Raw genomic sequence first — 16543 nt, forward strand, 5'->3', positions numbered from 1 at the left:
CTTTCCGGATGGCAATCACGCGGCTGGTTATCGCCTTCAATCGCGCCAGGGACTGGCTGATTGCGGCAATCGTCCTTTCGCTGCTCAAGCTGATTTCACTGCTCCCTGCGACCAGCGCGAGCAACTCTGTCGATCGCGCCGCACGCCTCATCGGGCCAAGGACGTCGCGGCATCGCCTGGCGCTGTTCAATCTCAAACGTGCGTTCCCGGAAAAATCCGACGAGGAGCGGCAGCAGATCGCGCTCGACATGTGGGGAAACATGGCCCGGCTTGCCGCCGAATATGTGTTTCTCGATCAGATTTTCGATTTCGACCCGGACGCCACCGAACCCGGCAGGATCGAGGTCGAGGGCGTCGATATTTTCTTGAAACTGCGCGACAGCGGCAAGCCGTTCATTGTCTTCACCGCGCACACTGGCAATTTCGAGCTACTGCCGATTGCCGCCGCCTCCTACGGGCTGGATGTGATGGCGATGTTTCGCCCGCCCAACAATCCCTACATCGCGCGCAAGGTTCTGGCTGCACGCCGCACATCGATGGGCCATCTGGTCCCCTCGCGCGCCGGCGCAGCCTTCACGCTCGCCCGCAGGCTCGAAGCCGGTGGCGGCGTTGGGGTGCTGGTTGATCAGAAATTCCACAAGGGCACCAAGACCCGCTTCTTCGGTCTTGAAGCGCAGACCAATCCCCTGCTTGCCAAACTTGTCCGGCAGTTTGACTGCGAGGTCTATCCCGCCCGTTCGGTCAGGCTCCCGAACGGACGTCACCGGCTGATCGTCGAGCCGGCCGTCACCATTCCGCGCGAAGCCAATGGCGGCGTTGATGTGGCCGCCACATCCCAAATGTTAAACGACAAGGTCGAAAGCTGGGTGCGCGAATATCCCGGCCAGTGGCAGTGGTTCCATGACCGCTGGAACATCAAGCACATGGTGAAATAGGTATTCCCAACCGAGACCGGTTCCCGTTTGATCCGGAGCAGGCATGCTCGCTCTGCGCCCATTGCACACGACTGACGCTCCACCTTGCAAGGGGGGAGAGCAGCTTGTCTGCGATCAGGCGGTTTCGCCTGACTTGAGAAGGCTCTAATGCATGTCGCACTCAATTGGATTCAATTGAGTGATAACGTACATGCATCAAATCAAGGTGTTAGAGCGACCTTTGTGCGTCCAATTGGACGCACGGCGCTCTAGTGTTTGATCACGATGCGCGTGTTGGAGTTGCCAGAGCGCTGAACCAGCGAGAAAAACTTCGCCGCATGCTCGGGTGCAAGTCTGACGCAGCCGTGTGAGGCCGGGCGGCCGAGCCGCTTGGTATCCCGGGTGGCATGGATCGCGTATCCGCCATGATAGAACACCGCATAATGCATCCAGGCATTGTTGTACTTGCGGGACCGGTGGTAGCGCGACAGCCATTTCGCCGAGTAACTGCCAGTGGGTGTCGAATAGCCCGAACGCCCGGTCGACACCGGCCATTTGTATTTGACGACGCCGTTGTGGCTTACAACCATAGTCTGTGAAGACAGGTCGATTTTTGCAGTCAGCTTCGCTGCCAGCGCAGAAGCCTGAGTAAATGGCATCAGTGCAAGAGCAAGCGCCCCGATCAGAAGCATGTTACGCATGTTTACTCTCCCAGCAACCCCGATGTTCTTTTAACTATTGCTTGCTACTTTAGACAGTTAAAATTGGACGTAAAGTTAATTTGTCAGCCCGAACCGGAGCGACAGTGGCATTTCGCTCTAATTGATTGTTTTCAAAAACCAATGGCAAGAAACACGATCACCACCGCCAAGCTGTCACAGGCTCTGTGGAACACCACAAGCCCGGCTTCAATCTCGGCTGAACCGGCGTTGCCCCGCCCTGACGCGTTGAGGCTGGGCTCCATCACCATCTCACCATGATAGCGCCGCGGACCGGCCAGAGCGAGATCCAGAGCCCCCGCCATCGCCGCCTCGGGCCACCCCGCATTGGGGGATCGGTGCAGCCCCGAATCTGCAAGCGCCATTTCCATCGCCCGCTTCATCGCAGCACCGCCTTTGGCGATACCCGCGCCGATTGCAATCAGAACCGCGGAGAAACGGGAGGCCGGCCAGTTGGCAACATCGTCCATACGTGCTGCCATCCGTCCAAAATCGCGGTGCCGGTCATTGAGATGACCGATCATCGAATCCGCGGTGTTGAGCATCTTGTAGGCCATCAGCCCCGGCAAACCCAGGACCGCATACCAGAATGCCGGCGCGACTATGCCGTCGGAAAAATTCTCCGCCAGGCTTTCGATTGCCGCCCGCGACACCCCGGCCTCATCGAGAGCCTCCGGGTCACGGCCGACAATCATCGCAACCGCCTGGCGTCCGCCCTTGAGCCCGCCAACACGCAAACCCTGCGCCACCGCGCTGACATGATCGGCCAGACTTTTTTGCGCCAGAAAGACCGCAACGATGAGGATTTCCAGCGCCGTGCCAACAAGTCCCATACGCTCGAAAAGACCGGAAAACAGCCAGCCCGTGAACGCTGCCAGCAACACCAGAACAATGATCGTCAGCCGTCCATTTCGGCGCCGGACTTCGGCACTGTCATCGCTCCGGTTGAATCTCCTGTCAGCCCAGCCGATAGCCCGGCCGAAAACCACCACCGGATGGCTGAACCGGCGCCACAGCCAGTCAGGATCACCCACCAGGCGGTCAAGCAGCAAAGCCAGAAACAAGACCGGCAAATGTCCCATCACGCTGACCGCGGAAGCACAAGACGCAGAGTTTCGCGCAGCCGCACCGCAGACAGGTCATCGGGAACCAGCCCGATGCGGATATGTGACGGGCTGTGCTCGAAACTGCGCACCAGCACCTGATGGCTCGCCAGGGCATCGCGCGCGGCTTCGCCGTCGCCGACCTCGCAGCAGAAAAACAAAGGCGTCTCTCCGACAATGGTGACGCCTGCCTTGTTCAGCGCCGAGCGGGTCTGTCCATGCACCTTGTCGATACGTTCGCGCAGGTCCGAAACCAGGTCCATGCGCGAAAAGGCATGGTCAGCAATCGCCAGTGCCGGGCCCGACACTGCCCAGGGCCCAAGCCGGTCCGCCAATATCCCGACAAGGGCCGGTTCGGCAAAAACAAAGCCCAGCCGCAATCCGGCAAGTCCGAAAAATTTTCCGAAAGACCGCATCACCAAAAGATTGGGCTCCATACCCGCAGCACCTGTCATGGACAGGTCCCGTCGCAGGTCGCCGAAAGCCTCATCCACGATCACCAAACGGTGGCGCTGCGTTCTGACGAAACCAAACACGTCATCGCGCATGGTTTCGCGCCCATCAGGATTGTTGGGGTTGGCCAGCACGACGATGCCCGCGCGCGTGGCCGCGGCGGCATCCAGCGTGGCGACCGGATCAACTTCAATGCCTGCGCGCCGGAAGCTCTTCTCATACTCGCCATAGGTCGGCGAAACGATCGCAACCTCACCCGAATCCGGTCTGAGAAACGGCAACAGCTGAATGGCAGCTTGCGTTCCCGGAACCGCAAGCGGCAGCACCGCGCCGCCATAATACTTCATCGCCTTTTCACAAACCCGGCTCACCTCCGCCGCCTCAGGCAAACGCCGCCACATGTTCCTGGAGAACTCCGGCAAGGGCAGCGAGAACGGGCTGATCCCGGTTGACAGATCAAGCCATTGCGAAGGCTCGCCGCCATGCTTTGCGATGGCTTCGCTCAGAGCACCGCCATGGGCAATCGGATCAGGCGTGTGGAGTATGGCCATCAATCGATCCGGTCGATGACATGCATGAAGGAGCCAACCACGTTGCCACGCATGAGGCCGGCAGGTTCAAGCGTGCCGCCAAGCGCGTCACGGGCCGAAAACACCCGATCCGCCTCGCCTTCCGACACGGTGCTGGCATAGTGGAACTCATGGGCCGACAGCTCCATGTCCCAGAACATGCCAGGCATTGGCTTCAACCGGCGGTAGCCCAGATGGCGCTTGCGCTCAGCAAAACTCGTGACCAGCGGCAATGCGCCGAGCATTTCATGCCGCGTGCCATCCGCATCGATCAGCCCCTCGCCCAGCACCATGAAGCCGCCGCACTCGCCATAGACGATGGCGCGGCGCTCAATTGCGGCGGCAATACCAGCCTTAAAGCGGTTTGCGGCAGCGATTTCGCCCGCATGCAATTCCGGATAGCCGCCCGGCAGCAACACTGCGCCGCATTCCGGATCAGGCGCTTCATCGGCCAATGGCGAGAAGAACGAGATCTCCGCGCCGCGCCGGCGCCAACCAAGCAGCATGTGCTCGTAGACAAAGGCAAAGCCATTGTCCTGCGCCACCGCGATCTTCTGCGCCGGCGGCGGCAACCGAGAGATGTTGGCCGTGGCAACCTTGCTTCCGGTTCGCTGCGCGACGCGCACCAGCTGGTCGAGATCAACACGCGCTTCCATCAGCTCAGCCGCATCTTCGATAAGCTGCGCGAGACCCGGATGTTCGCCGGCCTGAACAAGCCCCAGGTGCCGTTGCGGCAGCTCCAGGCGCTCATCGCGCGGCACGGCCCCGATCACGTTGATCCGCGATTTGTCGAGCGCCTGGCGCAGCATGCCCTCATGCCGTGCGCTGGCAACCCGGTTGAGAATGACGCCCGCCACCAGTACATCCGGGTGAAAGTTCGAAAAGCCCTGAGCCAGCGCCGCCACCGATTGCGACATGCTCGAGCAATCGATCACGAGAATCACTGGAAGGCCCAGAAGGCCGGCAAGATCTCCTGCAGAGCCGGAGCCGTCGGCTGCGCCGTCAAACAACCCCATCATCGCTTCAATCACCAGCATCCGCCCGCCTTGCGATTGCAGGGACGCATTGGCCAGAAGCAATTCCTCGCGCATCGCCCAGGGATCGTAGTTAAGACAGGTTTCGCCGCTCGCTGCCGCATGAAACGCCGGATCGATGTAATCCGGTCCGGCCTTTCCAGGCGCCAGTGCGACCCCGCGCCGCTTGAGCGCGCGCAACAATCCGAGTGTCGCCGTGGTCTTGCCAGAGCCGGATTGTGGAGCGGCAATCATGAAACCGGTCATGCACTGTCCTTTTGCGGATTGGATCGATGCCCAAGCGGATCGGCGGTCAGCACCCGGCCCGAGGCGGCCCCCAGCCAATCAAGCGCCGACCTGAGCCGCACCACCTGCCCGACCACAACGATCGCCGGAGGTTGCAGCCCCGAGGCGGCAACATCTTCTGCAGCGCGCGCGAGCGTCGTCTCGAGCACCTTCTGCTGGTCTGTGGAGGCATCGGTCACGAATGCCATGGGTTCATCGGGCGCGCGCCCGGCGGAAATCAGCCGCGAGGTGATGGTAGCGATGTGCTTCATCGCCATATACATCACGATCACCTGGCTCCCACGCGCCACCCCGTCCCAGTCGATCCGGTCCGGCACCAGGCCGGTTGCATCATGGCCTGTGAGGAATGTCACCGTGTGATTGGTATCGCGATGGGTGACCGGAATGCCGGCATAGGCAAGCCCGCCGATGCCGACGGTCACGCCCGGCACAATACGGAAGGGAATGTGATTCTCAACCAGCGTCAGCGCCTCTTCACCACCACGGCCGAAGACAAACGGATCGCCGCCCTTCAGCCTGAGCACCCGCTGGCCAGACCGCGCCAGTTCGACCAGCCTGAGCGAAATGTCGCGCTGTTTGGGAGATGGCTTGCCACCACGTTTGCCGGCAAACTCCAACACCGCGCCGGTGCGGGCGAGATTGAGACAATCACGGTTGACGAGGGCGTCATGCACGATCACATCCGCCTGACTCAGCGCATTTGCCGCGTGCAGCGTCAGCAGACCCGGATCACCAGGACCCGCACCCACAAGCCACACCTCGCCGGGTTTCATTTCAGGCAGATTGTCGCGCCAGTCGACCATGCGAATTCCGTTCCCTCGAATAGGCTTACACCCGTACCAATCGCACTCTATAACGGCAACAGCAAAGACGGGTGAAGAACTGCGACATGGACGCTGGCGAAAACGAAATACGCGTGGAAAAACCCGCCACGGCCCTGCGCCGGGGCTGGACCACCGGCGCCTGCGCGACCGCCGCCACCAAATCGGCGCTCATGGCGTTGTTCACAGGTGAATTTGCCGATCCGGTCACCATTACCCTGCCCAAGGGCGAACAGCCATCTTTTCCGCTGGCACGCGAGAAGATCGGCGACCGCTGGGCCATGGCTGGCCTGATCAAGGATGCGGGCGACGATCCCGACGTAACTCACGGCGCGCTGGTGATGGCGCGTGTGCGCCGCCTCGATCAGGGTGCGGGCATCTGCTTCAAGGCGGGCGATGGCGTCGGCACCGTCACCAAGGCGGGTCTGCCGATCCCGGTCGGCGAACCGGCCATCAACCCGGTGCCACGTCAGATGATGTCCGACGTCACCCGCGAAATTTGCTTGGCCCATGGCATCTCGCCTGACATCGAGATCGAGATATCCATCGAAAACGGTGCCGATCTCGCACTCAAGACCTGGAATCCGCGGCTCGGCATCATCGGCGGGCTGTCGGTGCTTGGCACCACCGGCGTGGTTCATCCCTTCTCCTGCTCGGCGTGGATCCACTCTATACACCGCGGCATCGATGTCGCCCGCGCCGAGAAACTGCCGCATGTGCTCGGCGCCACCGGCTCGACCTCGGAGAAAACCGCGCAAGAGTTCTACGGGCTTCCGGACATAGCCTGCCTCGACATGGGCGATTTTGCGGGCGGGTTGCTCAAATATCTGCGTGTCCATCCGGTGCCGAGACTGACCATTGCCGGCGGCTTCGCCAAACTCACCAAGCTTGCCCAGGGCGCGCTGGATCTGCATTCCGGGCGCAGCCAGGTCAGCATGAACTGGCTTGCCGAACGGGCCGCGGAACTCCGCGCGGATCCGCAACTGCAAAACCGCATTCTCGCGGCCAACACCGCGCTTGAAGTGCTGGAAATGACCCGCGAAGCAAACCTCGATCTGCCCATGGTGATCGCTGCCATGGCGCGTGACACGGCACTTGAAACTCTGCGCGGTGCGCCTGTCGAGGTCGATGTCATGGTCACCGATCGCGCCGGAGCGCTGCTCGCCCATGCCCGATAGTGCAGGAGCGCAAGAAACCATTCTGATTCTGGGCGGCACCCGGGAAGCCGCGAAACTGGCGCGGGATCTGGTCGCCGCAAAGCCTCAGGCCCGCATCATCACCTCGCTTGCCGGACGCACCAAGGAGCCCGCCCCGCTCGCAGGCGAGGTCCGCACCGGCGGCTTCGGCGGCGTGGAGGGATTGGCAGGCTACATCCGCAACACCGGCATCACCCAGCTGATCGATGCCACCCACCCCTTCGCCCGGCAGATCAGCGTCAATGCGGTTGAAGCAGCACGGCTGACCGGCGTTCCACTGGAGATCAGAACCCGCAAGCCCTGGACCCGGCAGCCCGGCGACATCTGGACCGAGGTGGAGAGCCTTGAACAAGCCCGCGATGTTATCCCGCCCCGCGCCCGGGTGCTGCTGGCGCTCGGCTCCCAGCATATCGGCCTGTTCGCCTCCCGCGGCGACGTGCATTTCGTCGTCAGGATGATCGATCCCCCGGAAACCCCACTGGATCTGCCCGATCATGCGCTGGTGCTCGGCCGCCCCGGCGACACAGCCGCCATCGAAACCATGCTGCTGATCGCCCATTCGATCACCCACATCGTCTGCCGAAACTCCGGCGGCACCGCCGCCTACGCCAAGATCGAGGCCGCGCGGGATTTGGGGCTGCCGGTGATCATCGTGTCACGGCAGGATTGAAAGCCCTAGACGGCCTTCGCCTTCTTCTTTTTCCCGGCATTCCTGAGCACATGCGAGTACTCGGAATTGTACAGATCGCTGTCGCGGAAATTGTTCTCGCCAAACACCTTGCCCACCAGAACAAGCGCCGTGCGGGTGATCTTGTTCTTGCGTACCTCTTCCTTCATGCCTTCCAGCGTGGTGCGGATGTAGAGCTCGTCCGGCCAGGTGGCGCGATAGGCGATCACCACCGGGCAATCGGCGCCGTAATAGGGCTCAAGCGCGCGCTTGATGTAATCGAGATTGCGGATCGACAGATGGATGGCGAGCGTCGCGCGCGACTGGCCCAGCACCTCGAGCTGCTCGCCCTCGGGCATCGAGGACGCCTTCATCCCCGTGCGGGTGATGATCACCGTCTGGGCGATTTCCGGCAGCGTCAGTTCGGTCGCGAGCTTCGCGGCAGCACCCGCAAAAGCCGGCACACCCGGCACCACCTCGTAGTCGATCTCGAGCGCATCGAGCCGGCGCATCTGCTCGGCCACCGCGCCGTAGATCGCCGGATCGCCCGAATGCACCCGCGCCACATCCTGGCCCCGGGCATGCGCGGTTTTCATCTCTTCGATGATCTCATCAAGATGCATCGGCGCCGTGTCTTTGACCAGCGCATCTTCAGGCGCGGCCTTGACGATCTCCTCGGGCACCAGCGATCCCGCATAAAGGCACACCGGACAGCGTTCGATCAGCTTGAGTCCGCGCACGGTGATCAGATCCGGCGCGCCCGGTCCGGCGCCGATGAAATAGACGGTCATGCCGCGTCTCCTGCAACTGAATTGGTCATGGCGGTGCCTTCCTTCCGAGCATAGCCGCGCGGCGTGTACACCCAGGTCCGGCCGTCGCCGGTGGCAACCGTCGAGGAGTTGGACGACCCCACCACGACCACGGTCAGCATGTCGACATCATCCACATTGAGCGCGACCAGAGGCACCACCCGGATCAGCTCGCCCTCACGCCCCAGATTGGTAGCGAGGATCACCGGTGTCGAGGCCGGCCTATGCTCGAGCAGCGCATCGCGCGCCCAGGCGAGTTGGGTCCGGCGCTTCTTGGACACCGGATTGTAGAAGGCGATCACAAAGTCCCCCTCGCCCGCCGCCCAGACCCGGCGCTTGATGTCTTCCCAGGGAGTAAGCAGATCAGACAGCGAGATGGTGCAGAAATCGTGACCCAGCGGAGCCCCGGCACGCGCGGCCGCCGCCTGCAGCGCCGAGATGCCCGGCGAGACCGCGATCTCGATCCGCCGCGCCGCATCCGTCAGACCGTCGGGCCCGTCGGCCTTGTCGAGCAGTTCGAACACCAGCGTCGCCATGGCATAGATCCCGGCGTCACCGGAACAGACCAGCGCCACCGATTTGCCCTCGCCCGCAAGTTCCATGGCATGGCGCACCCGCGCCTCTTCCTTGCCGAGATCAAAATCATGCCGCGCCTTGCCCTTGGCCAGCGGGCCGAGCAGATCGAGATAGAGCGAATAGCCAACCAGATCCGTCGAGGCGGCCACCATCGAAGAGACCTCCGGCGAGCGCCAACCCTCCGATCCCGGCCCGATGCCCACCACCATCAAATGCCCGCGCGCCCGGCCCGGCAGGGTCCTTGCGGTGAAGGGCGTGGGAGCCCGCGCAATGGCACAGGTCGCGCGGCGGCTCTTGCGCTTCTCAGTAACCAGTTCGCCCCCGGCTCCCGCAGCAGCCAGTGCCGCCCCCTCGGCCACGCCATGACACCCCACTTCGGCAAACACAATGTCGGAAGGTTTTTTCAATCGCGGCGTTTCAGCCTCCAGTGTTGCAGCATCGAAAACCCGCACCGGGCAACCGAAATGCCTGGCCACATGATGCACCGCCACCTCGTCGGCCTTCACATCAATCGATGCTACCAGCCCGACCGATGCTGAGGACAGGCCCGCCTGAGAGAGGCTCTCGACCGCCAAGGCAAGCACCTCCTCACCATCCGCCCCGCGCTCGCATCCGATGCCCAGCACCAGACTCTGCGGACGATAAAGCAAACCATTTGCAGGCGGCTCTTCCGACGCGTCCGAGACAGAAAGCACGATCTCGCCGTCAGATGAAAAAGGCAACGTGGTTTCCGAAAGCCACCCGGCCTCCCCCTCAAGCCGCGCAGTGCCGCCGGCCACAAGATCGGCCATCACCTGCTTGGCCGCAGCCGGATTGGCAAGCACCCAACCCTCTGGCGGCTGATCCAGCGCGACCCCGAATTTCAGATCGCCCGCAGTGGTGATCGCGGCAACCCCGTCGACAATCGTCGCGATCTCGCGGGCCAGATCGTTGGCGCCATGATGGCCGCCCAACAGCGGCACAATCACCGAACCGTCCTCGGCCACAGCGATCACCGGCGGCTCGCTCACCTTGTCCGCAAGATGCAGCGCAAGCAGCCGGATCAGAGCACCGGATGCCATCACTCCGACGACCGGACGCCCCTGCAGAAACAGCGCGGACAGATGCGCACCGGTGTCGGCAAACCCGGTATCAACACCGTCCGTCACCCGCCGCGCCAGACCATGCACCTCTCCACCCAGGGCCTCGGCTATACGCCGCGCCATCGGTTTGGCCGCCTCGGAGAGAATGACGATTGCCGGAGATTGGGTCATGGCTTGCTCCCGGGCAGCGCGTGGATCCAGTCCTCGCCGCCCTTGTAGATCAGGATCATCGAAAAATACGGCGCGGTGTCTTCAGGCACATCGGCAAGCGGCATCAACCGTTCCGAACCAAGCGACACACGTTCCGCATAGATTGCATGAGGCAGCAGATTCATCTTTTCAATCAGGCTTCTTAACCGCTTGAAATGTCTGCCTATTTTAATGATCGCTAATGCATCTGCCGCGTTGAATCGATTTGTGAGCTCTGCATCGTCAAGCGGCCCCGGCACAACCGTGAGAACATCGTTGCGCGCCGCCAGCGGCCGCCCCGCGGCACTTGCCGCCGCCATCATCGAAGACACGCCCGGCACCACTTCGGTGTCGTAATGCGGCACCAGGCGCTCGAACAGATACATGAAGGATCCGTAGAAAAACGGATCTCCCTCGCACAGAACCGCGACATCACGGCCGGCATCAAGATGCGCCGCGATCTCCACGGATGCCTTGTCATAGACATCACGGGCGGGAAACCGCTCGGTGCGCATCGGCACCACGATCGGGATCTCGGTCTGCCCGCCGGGAAGATGCGGTGCCGCAATCGAGCGCGCGAAGCTCGGACCCGTATCGGGTGCCGGCCAGGCGATCACCGGCGCCTCGCGCAGGATCCGGTAGGCCTTCAAGGTCACCAGTTCAGGGTCGCCAGGACCGAGACCCAGCCCGTAGAGTTTGCCACTCATCATGAGCCTTCCTTGGTCACGGACCAGATCGTCACAGGCATCAGAGGCTTCCATCCGAGATAGCGGCCAACCGGCTCGGCACGGCTTGTTTGCAGCCGCACAAGCTCGCCGCCGTGCTCAGCCTGCAATGCGAACAGCCGCGCTTCGCCTTCCACCGTGACGGCGTTGGCAACCAATCGGCCCATTGGTTTGAGTGCGTCCCAGACTGCCTCGAACACGCCGGCATGGGAGATGCCACCGCCGATGAAAACGGCATCGGGCCGCTTGAGATTGGCGAGCGCGTCCGGCGCATTTCCCGCAACAATCTCGAGACCCGGCGCGCCAAGATCAATCGCGTTTTGAGCAATCATTGTCCGACGTTTCTCGACCGGCTCGATGGCAATAGCGTGGGCACCGCGCGCCGCACGCATCCATTCGATCCCGACCGAACCACAGCCCGCGCCGACATCCCACAACAAGCCTCCGGGCACCGGTCCCAAACGCGCCAGCGTCACCGCCCGGACCTCACGCTTGGTCAGTTGCCCGTCATGCTCGAAAGCGGCATCCGGCAATCCGGGAACGGCCGAAAGCAGCGCCGCACCAGGTGTCGGCTCACAGGCAATCGCCAGCGTGTTGAAATCGGCGATCGCCGGTTTTTCAGCGACCACCTGCTCGGCCCGCATCACGCGAACGCGTTCATCCGGCCCGCCCATATGTTCGAGCACCCACATCCCGGAGCGGCCATAGCCGCGGGCGTTGAGGATCTCGGCAGCCTCGATCACAGTGCGCCCGGTCGAGGTCAACGCGATGATCCGCGCACCGGGTTGAACATGCGAGGCCAGGCCATGAACCGAGCGGCCATGCAGCGAGATCTGCGTCACGTCCTGCAGCCCCCAACCGAGCCGGCTCGCGGCCAACGAGAACGCAGACGGCGAAGGAATCACCCGCATCTCAGACGCATCGAGATCGCGCATCAGCGTCGCGCCAATGCCGAAATGCATCGGGTCGCCGGTGGCCAGAATGGTTGTCGGCGTCCCCCGGCGCGCCATCAGCAATTCGAGCGTCTGTCTGATCCCGAAGGTCCAGGCGATCACCTCGCGCTCGCCGCAATCGATCCGGTCGAGCACCCGCTGCGGCGCGATGATGGTGCGCGCACTTTCGAACAGCGCCCGCGCCGGCTGCGTCAGGCTGTCGAGGCCATTGTCACCAATGCCGATCAGAGTGAGCCATGGCGTTGCGCCCGCCGTGCCGATCTCACCCATGACCTTCAAGGCCTCCGGCAATCGCATTGACCGCAGAGCTTGCCATCGCGCTGCCGCCCCGCCGCCCCTTGACCGTCAGGAACTCCACACCACGCGAATCCGCCGCAAGCGCGTCCTTGCTCTCCACCGCGCCGACAAAGCCGACAGGCACCCCGATGATGGCCGCAGGCTTCGGCGCACCCGCATCGATCAGCTCCAGCAGCCGGAACAAGGCTGTCGGCGCATTGCCGATGGCTATCACCGCACCTTCCATGCGCGCCGCCCAGAGATCGACCTGCGCCGCCGAACGCGTGGTCGCATCGCGGCTGGCAATCTCGCGGACCTGCGGATCATTGAGGAGGCACAGCACCTTGTTGTCAGAAGGCATCAACCGCCCGATCACGCCATGGCGGACCATCTCGACATCACAAAGCACCGGCGCACCGGCAACCAACGCCGCCCGTGCAGCCTCCGCAAAGCCGGGTGAAACGACGATGTCATCGGCGAGATCGACCATGCCGCAGGCGTGGATCATCCGAACCACCACCTCCTGCGCGCCCGCATCAAAGCGCGCCAGGTCCGCCTCACTCCGGATGATGGCAAAGGAGCGCCGGTAGATTTCCGCGGGATCACGGATCGGGGCGGACATGCACACGCCTCAGCTCTTCTTCTTGTCCATCGACCGCGGCCCGTGCGGATGGTCGGCATGGGGATAGGGATGGTGATGATGATCGTGGCCATGCCCATGGCTGTGGTCGTGATCATGCGAATGGCCATGCTCGTGGCTGTGCCCATGCGGGTGATCATGGCTATGACCATGGTCGTGATCGTGGTGATGATCATGCCCGTGGTCGTGCGAGTGATCGTGCACCGGCTCCAGCGGCGCTGGGCTTGCATGGCTGTGCACCGGGGTCCAGGGCAGTCCGTGCAGCTTGCAGAAATCCTCGTCCCGACAGGATGCATCGCAGTCGCCCTTGCAGGGACAGTCCTCGAGCCCGCCGCCAATGCCCTCGACATGGTGGTGATGGCTTTCCTGCGGCAGCCCTACTTCGCCCTCGAAGCCAAGCACCTGCTCGCGGTACTTGCACATCTGGCAATTCATCAGCGCCTGACCGTCGAGGATCTCCTGCACCCGGTCCTGAAACGTATCGATCACCAGCGGATGATCGCTAAGATAGGACGCTTTGACGAACTGGATGCCGGGATGGTTGGCGGCCACCTCATCGGTCTGCGAATAGATCCGTTTGATCAGCACCCCGGTGAACAGGAAATAGGGGAACACGATCACCCGCTTGTAACCGAGCTTGGCCGCATGGCTCAGCCCCGGCCCGACCAGCGGGAAAGTGACACCGGAATAGCAGGTCTCGCCCCAGCCGAAGCCAAAGCCTTCCCACAACATCCGCATTACCTTGGAGACATTGGAATTGGCATCGGGATCGGATGAGCCGCGGCCAACCACCATCAGCAATGTGTCATGCAGCGCCACCTCGCCCTCTTCAGCATTGGCCTTGTCGAGCGCTGCCTGGATCCGTGCGCCAGCCGCCCGGATCATCTTCAGATCAATGCCGAGCTCGCGCCCGTAATTGATCACCATGCCTGGATTTTGCGCCTGATAGGTGTTGAGCACCGAGGGAATGTCATTCTTGGCATGGCCGGCTGCAAACAGCATGCCCGGCACCGCCAGAACCCGGGTCACGCCCTTGTCGCGCAGCCGGTCGAGACCGTCCGAGATCACCGGATTGCAGAATTCGAGATATCCATACTCCACCGGTGCGTCCGGGTAGCGGGCTCTCAGCCCTTCGGCAACCGTCGCGAATTCACGCGCCGCGTTCTGGTTGCGGCTGCCATGGCCACAGACCATGATGCCGGTCTTCTCTGGAATTCCCGAATTGCTCATGGCTCAGGCCTTTGACGCTTCTGGTTGGTCTTCGTCCTCAGTGGCTTCATCCGCAGTCTCATCATCCGCCTTGGCCTTGGTGCCACGCTTGACCGCCCAGGCCGTCACCGCCGCAGCTGCCGCGGCTGCGGCCCAGCCAACCCAGTGAGAATGGCCCGCCAGATCGCCGACATGGCCGGCATGGGCGAGCGCGAGCGATGGAACCAGCAACGACAACAGTGTCGTGATGGCAAGAACAGGGAAATGGACGAGATTCATGGCGGTCTCCCGACAACGTGACAGTTTCAGCACGATACGCCGGATGGACGCCGGACGCCCGCAACGAGCGCCTTGCATCTACCGAACCGGACAGCTCCGGATTTGGCCCTTGGATTAAGTCAGCCGCACCGGAATTTCTCTCAGCCTGTCATCAGGCGCCGTCGCACATGGGATGGTGTCTTAGGGGGTCTGGATTTGGACGTCAAACCCGGATTGCGCCACGTCCCCGCCGATCTGCGCCAATCGCGGATTTGCCACATGTTTTAGCCCGAAAAGCCCAGCCGGTTCGCCGTCGCCTCGAGTAAACGCCGCTCGCGCGCATCAATTTCACCATCCGCCTTGGCCACGATGGCAAGATGATCGAGAATCTCGCGGCGGCGCGCCTCACTCAGCCCGGCCAGCATCTCGGCAGCCTGCGCATTGCTGGTCTCATAGCCGAACTCATGGAGATATTTGAGAATATCGCCCAGTTCGTCTGCATTGAGTCCCAAAAGCCGGGTGCAGATTGCGGCAAAAGCGTCTGCTTCCGCCGGCTCGACGTTCTTGTCCGCAAAGGACATGCGCACCAGAAGCAGCAGTTCGGCGGTCAGCGCCGGATCATGCGCCACCTTGTTCATCGACGAATGCATGCCGACCAGACCGCGCACACGCTCGGCCCAAGTGGGAGACTTGTCAGCATCGTTGGTCATGGCTCATCCTTTTTGGTCTCGAACCTGGTGAGAGAGGCGGGCTCCAGCTCCAGCAAATCCGCCATCCTGCGGATCAGCTTCTCTTCGCTGGCGTCAAACTCGGCATTGGCCCGGGCAATCCGCATCATTTCACCAAGAAGAGCGCTTCGCTTGTCCGTGTCAAGCTGCCGGATCAGCGAGAAGGCCTCGGCCTCTGAACTCTGGCCTTGCGGCGAATCAAGCAGCGAATGAAGTTGCTCCATGTCCTCGGCTTTCAGGCCAAACTGCTGCTGGCAGACCTGCTCGAACGCACAAAGCTGCGAAGGGCGGATCACGCCATCGGCCAGCACCATGCGAAACAGCAAAAGCACTTCCGCAAGCGCCACCGGGTCGGCCGCAAGCTCGCCGAGCGCACCATGCCAGTGTGGCTCGCGCGAGAACATCTGCGCGATGTAGTGCAAAACACTCGTGCTCATGCCCCCTCCGGCGATGGCCGTTGATCCAGCAACAAGAGCTTATGGGCGATAGAGCAATTGTCCAGATCGCCGGGCTGTGTCATAGCTCCCGCCCGTTCCAGAAGCTCCATTTTCCCCAGGCAATCTCATGGAAGACCTTACACTGACGCTCATCCTGCTGCTGCTCGCGGCGGGTTTCATGGCGGGTTTTGTTGATTCGATTGCCGGTGGCGGCGGCCTGATTGCTGTCCCTGCGCTTCTGCTGGCAGGCTTCACACCGGTCGAGGCGCTTGGAACCAACAAGGTCCAGGGCCTGTTCGGCTCAGGCTCGGCCACAATCGCCTATGCCCGAAAGGGCCATGTCGATCTCAGGAGCCAGCTTGCACCTGCAGTGCTTTCGGCAGCGGGTGCGGCCATCGGGGCGCTTCTGGCAACGGTCGTACCCGGCGATGTCTTTCGCGCGGTCCTGCCCTTCCTGCTGATCGCCATCGCGCTCTATTTCGCGTTCAAACCCAATATGAACGATCTCGACCGGGCCCGTCGCCTGTCCCCCTTCCTGTTCGGCCTGCTCGTCGTTCCAATGATAGGTTTGTATGATGGAGTTTTCGGACCGGGCGCCGGATCCTTCTTCATGCTCGCCTTCGTCACGCTCGCCGGTTACGGCCTGCTCAAGGCAACCGCCCACACGAAGCTCTTGAACTTCGCATCAAATCTCGGCGCCTTTGCCGTCTTCGCCTTTGTCGGCGCGGTTTCCTGGAAGATCGGGCTGATGATGGGCGCCGCCCAGTTCGCTGGCGCCCAGGCGGGCTCCCGATTCGCCATGAAAAACGGCGCACGGATCATCAAGCCTCTATTGGTGGTCACCTGCGTCGCGCTGGCGGCGAAATTGCTGTTGGATTGATTGCGGTTCGCTCACTCTAA

Annotated in this window: 18 protein-coding genes; 4 read left to right on the forward strand and 14 right to left on the reverse strand. The window is 62.5% G+C overall.

What is annotated here, in order from left to right; genetic code table 11:
• Positions 1-8 precede the first annotated feature (8 nt).
• Entirely contained in the window at positions 9-935 is a 927-nt protein-coding gene (locus tag HPDFL43_RS15160) for a lipid A biosynthesis lauroyl acyltransferase (RefSeq protein ID WP_007198262.1), read from the forward strand.
• Between the two features lie 248 nt (positions 936-1183).
• On the opposite strand, the gene HPDFL43_RS15165 is transcribed toward HPDFL43_RS15160, so the two are convergent.
• From HPDFL43_RS15165 to cobA, 5 genes are all read right to left on the reverse strand, one after another.
• Positions 1184-1615: a L,D-transpeptidase gene (locus tag HPDFL43_RS15165; protein ID WP_040449268.1), complete on the reverse strand. Its 432-nt coding sequence runs from the start codon at positions 1613-1615 to the stop codon at positions 1184-1186.
• A 131-nt stretch (positions 1616-1746) separates the two neighbouring features.
• Positions 1747-2715, reverse strand: a complete 969-nt coding sequence (gene cbiB, locus HPDFL43_RS15170; RefSeq protein WP_007198264.1) for an adenosylcobinamide-phosphate synthase CbiB — start codon at positions 2713-2715, stop codon at positions 1747-1749.
• Positions 2715-3740 carry a threonine-phosphate decarboxylase CobD gene (gene cobD, locus HPDFL43_RS15175; RefSeq protein ID WP_007198265.1) on the reverse strand — a complete coding sequence of 342 codons (1026 nt, stop codon included), beginning with the start codon at positions 3738-3740 and terminating at the stop codon, positions 2715-2717. The genes cbiB and cobD overlap by 1 nt, the downstream gene beginning before the upstream one ends.
• Positions 3740-5038, reverse strand: a complete 1299-nt coding sequence (locus HPDFL43_RS15180; protein WP_007198266.1) for a cobyrinic acid a,c-diamide synthase CobB — start codon at positions 5036-5038, stop codon at positions 3740-3742. The genes cobD and HPDFL43_RS15180 overlap by 1 nt, the downstream gene beginning before the upstream one ends.
• Complete coding sequence (cobA, locus tag HPDFL43_RS15185; protein WP_007198267.1) at positions 5035-5880, reverse strand: uroporphyrinogen-III C-methyltransferase; 846 nt, start codon at positions 5878-5880, stop codon at positions 5035-5037. The genes HPDFL43_RS15180 and cobA overlap by 4 nt, the downstream gene beginning before the upstream one ends.
• Before the next feature lie 86 nt (positions 5881-5966).
• Between cobA and HPDFL43_RS15190 the strand changes: the two genes are divergently transcribed.
• The gene (locus HPDFL43_RS15190) at positions 5967-7076 is read left to right on the forward strand and encodes a cobalt-precorrin-5B (C(1))-methyltransferase (RefSeq protein WP_007198268.1); all 1110 of its coding nucleotides are present in this window, start codon (positions 5967-5969) and stop codon (positions 7074-7076) included.
• Positions 7066-7764, forward strand: a complete 699-nt coding sequence (locus HPDFL43_RS15195; RefSeq protein WP_007198269.1) for a cobalt-precorrin-6A reductase — start codon at positions 7066-7068, stop codon at positions 7762-7764. Before HPDFL43_RS15190 ends, HPDFL43_RS15195 begins: the two co-directional genes overlap by 11 nt.
• Positions 7765-7769: 5 nt before the next feature.
• On the opposite strand, the gene cobM is transcribed toward HPDFL43_RS15195, so the two are convergent.
• The 9 genes from cobM to HPDFL43_RS15240 form a co-directional block, all read right to left on the reverse strand.
• Positions 7770-8552 (reverse strand): precorrin-4 C(11)-methyltransferase, encoded by a 783-nt coding sequence (gene cobM / locus HPDFL43_RS15200; protein WP_007198270.1) that lies wholly within the window; start codon positions 8550-8552, stop codon positions 7770-7772.
• Positions 8549-10399: a precorrin-3B C(17)-methyltransferase gene (gene cobJ / locus HPDFL43_RS15205; RefSeq protein ID WP_007198271.1), complete on the reverse strand. Its 1851-nt coding sequence runs from the start codon at positions 10397-10399 to the stop codon at positions 8549-8551. The genes cobM and cobJ overlap by 4 nt, the downstream gene beginning before the upstream one ends.
• Complete coding sequence (gene cobI, locus HPDFL43_RS15210; protein ID WP_040449269.1) at positions 10396-11124, reverse strand: precorrin-2 C(20)-methyltransferase; 729 nt, start codon at positions 11122-11124, stop codon at positions 10396-10398. Before cobI ends, cobJ begins: the two co-directional genes overlap by 4 nt.
• Complete coding sequence (locus HPDFL43_RS15215; RefSeq protein ID WP_007198273.1) at positions 11124-12365, reverse strand: bifunctional cobalt-precorrin-7 (C(5))-methyltransferase/cobalt-precorrin-6B (C(15))-methyltransferase; 1242 nt, start codon at positions 12363-12365, stop codon at positions 11124-11126. Before HPDFL43_RS15215 ends, cobI begins: the two co-directional genes overlap by 1 nt.
• Positions 12358-12993: a precorrin-8X methylmutase gene (locus tag HPDFL43_RS15220; protein WP_007198274.1), complete on the reverse strand. Its 636-nt coding sequence runs from the start codon at positions 12991-12993 to the stop codon at positions 12358-12360. The genes HPDFL43_RS15215 and HPDFL43_RS15220 overlap by 8 nt, the downstream gene beginning before the upstream one ends.
• 9 nt (positions 12994-13002) lie before the next feature.
• Positions 13003-14241 carry a sirohydrochlorin chelatase gene (locus tag HPDFL43_RS15225; RefSeq protein ID WP_007198275.1) on the reverse strand — a complete coding sequence of 413 codons (1239 nt, stop codon included), beginning with the start codon at positions 14239-14241 and terminating at the stop codon, positions 13003-13005.
• A gap of 3 nt (positions 14242-14244) precedes the next feature.
• Positions 14245-14499, reverse strand: coding sequence for a DUF6732 family protein (locus HPDFL43_RS15230; RefSeq protein WP_007198276.1), 255 nt, complete (start codon positions 14497-14499; stop codon positions 14245-14247).
• 263 nt (positions 14500-14762) lie between these two features.
• A complete protein-coding gene (locus tag HPDFL43_RS15235; protein ID WP_007198277.1) occupies positions 14763-15188 on the reverse strand; it encodes a TerB family tellurite resistance protein in 426 nt (141 codons plus the stop codon).
• Entirely contained in the window at positions 15185-15643 is a 459-nt protein-coding gene (locus tag HPDFL43_RS15240; RefSeq protein ID WP_040449270.1) for a tellurite resistance TerB family protein, read from the reverse strand. Before HPDFL43_RS15240 ends, HPDFL43_RS15235 begins: the two co-directional genes overlap by 4 nt.
• A 127-nt stretch (positions 15644-15770) precedes the next feature.
• On the opposite strand from HPDFL43_RS15240, the gene HPDFL43_RS15245 reads away from it, so the two are divergent.
• Positions 15771-16523 (forward strand): TSUP family transporter, encoded by a 753-nt coding sequence (locus HPDFL43_RS15245; RefSeq protein WP_007198279.1) that lies wholly within the window; start codon positions 15771-15773, stop codon positions 16521-16523.
• Positions 16524-16543 lie beyond the last annotated feature (20 nt).

It is taken from the genome of Hoeflea phototrophica DFL-43, from assembly GCF_000154705.2.
Taxonomy (GTDB): domain Bacteria; phylum Pseudomonadota; class Alphaproteobacteria; order Rhizobiales; family Rhizobiaceae; genus Hoeflea; species Hoeflea phototrophica.

Bases quoted from the DNA above. Each gene is read 5' to 3' on its own strand.
- HPDFL43_RS15160 (WP_007198262.1), top strand. From the start codon at position 9: ATGGCAATCACGCGGCTGGTTATCGCCTTCAATCGCGCCAGGGACTGG.
- HPDFL43_RS15165 (WP_040449268.1), bottom strand. From the start codon at position 1,615: ATGCGTAACATGCTTCTGATCGGGGCGCTTGCTCTTGCACTGATGCCA.
- cbiB (WP_007198264.1), bottom strand. From the start codon at position 2,715: ATGGGACATTTGCCGGTCTTGTTTCTGGCTTTGCTGCTTGACCGCCTG.
- cobD (WP_007198265.1), bottom strand. From the start codon at position 3,740: ATGGCCATACTCCACACGCCTGATCCGATTGCCCATGGCGGTGCTCTG.
- HPDFL43_RS15180 (WP_007198266.1), bottom strand. From the start codon at position 5,038: ATGACCGGTTTCATGATTGCCGCTCCACAATCCGGCTCTGGCAAGACC.
- cobA (WP_007198267.1), bottom strand. From the start codon at position 5,880: ATGGTCGACTGGCGCGACAATCTGCCTGAAATGAAACCCGGCGAGGTG.
- HPDFL43_RS15190 (WP_007198268.1), top strand. From the start codon at position 5,967: ATGGACGCTGGCGAAAACGAAATACGCGTGGAAAAACCCGCCACGGCC.
- HPDFL43_RS15195 (WP_007198269.1), top strand. From the start codon at position 7,066: ATGCCCGATAGTGCAGGAGCGCAAGAAACCATTCTGATTCTGGGCGGC.
- cobM (WP_007198270.1), bottom strand. From the start codon at position 8,552: ATGACCGTCTATTTCATCGGCGCCGGACCGGGCGCGCCGGATCTGATC.
- cobJ (WP_007198271.1), bottom strand. From the start codon at position 10,399: ATGACCCAATCTCCGGCAATCGTCATTCTCTCCGAGGCGGCCAAACCG.
- cobI (WP_040449269.1), bottom strand. From the start codon at position 11,124: ATGAGTGGCAAACTCTACGGGCTGGGTCTCGGTCCTGGCGACCCTGAA.
- HPDFL43_RS15215 (WP_007198273.1), bottom strand. From the start codon at position 12,365: ATGGGTGAGATCGGCACGGCGGGCGCAACGCCATGGCTCACTCTGATC.
- HPDFL43_RS15220 (WP_007198274.1), bottom strand. From the start codon at position 12,993: ATGTCCGCCCCGATCCGTGATCCCGCGGAAATCTACCGGCGCTCCTTT.
- HPDFL43_RS15225 (WP_007198275.1), bottom strand. From the start codon at position 14,241: ATGAGCAATTCGGGAATTCCAGAGAAGACCGGCATCATGGTCTGTGGC.
- HPDFL43_RS15230 (WP_007198276.1), bottom strand. From the start codon at position 14,499: ATGAATCTCGTCCATTTCCCTGTTCTTGCCATCACGACACTGTTGTCG.
- HPDFL43_RS15235 (WP_007198277.1), bottom strand. From the start codon at position 15,188: ATGACCAACGATGCTGACAAGTCTCCCACTTGGGCCGAGCGTGTGCGC.
- HPDFL43_RS15240 (WP_040449270.1), bottom strand. From the start codon at position 15,643: ATGAGCACGAGTGTTTTGCACTACATCGCGCAGATGTTCTCGCGCGAG.
- HPDFL43_RS15245 (WP_007198279.1), top strand. From the start codon at position 15,771: ATGGAAGACCTTACACTGACGCTCATCCTGCTGCTGCTCGCGGCGGGT.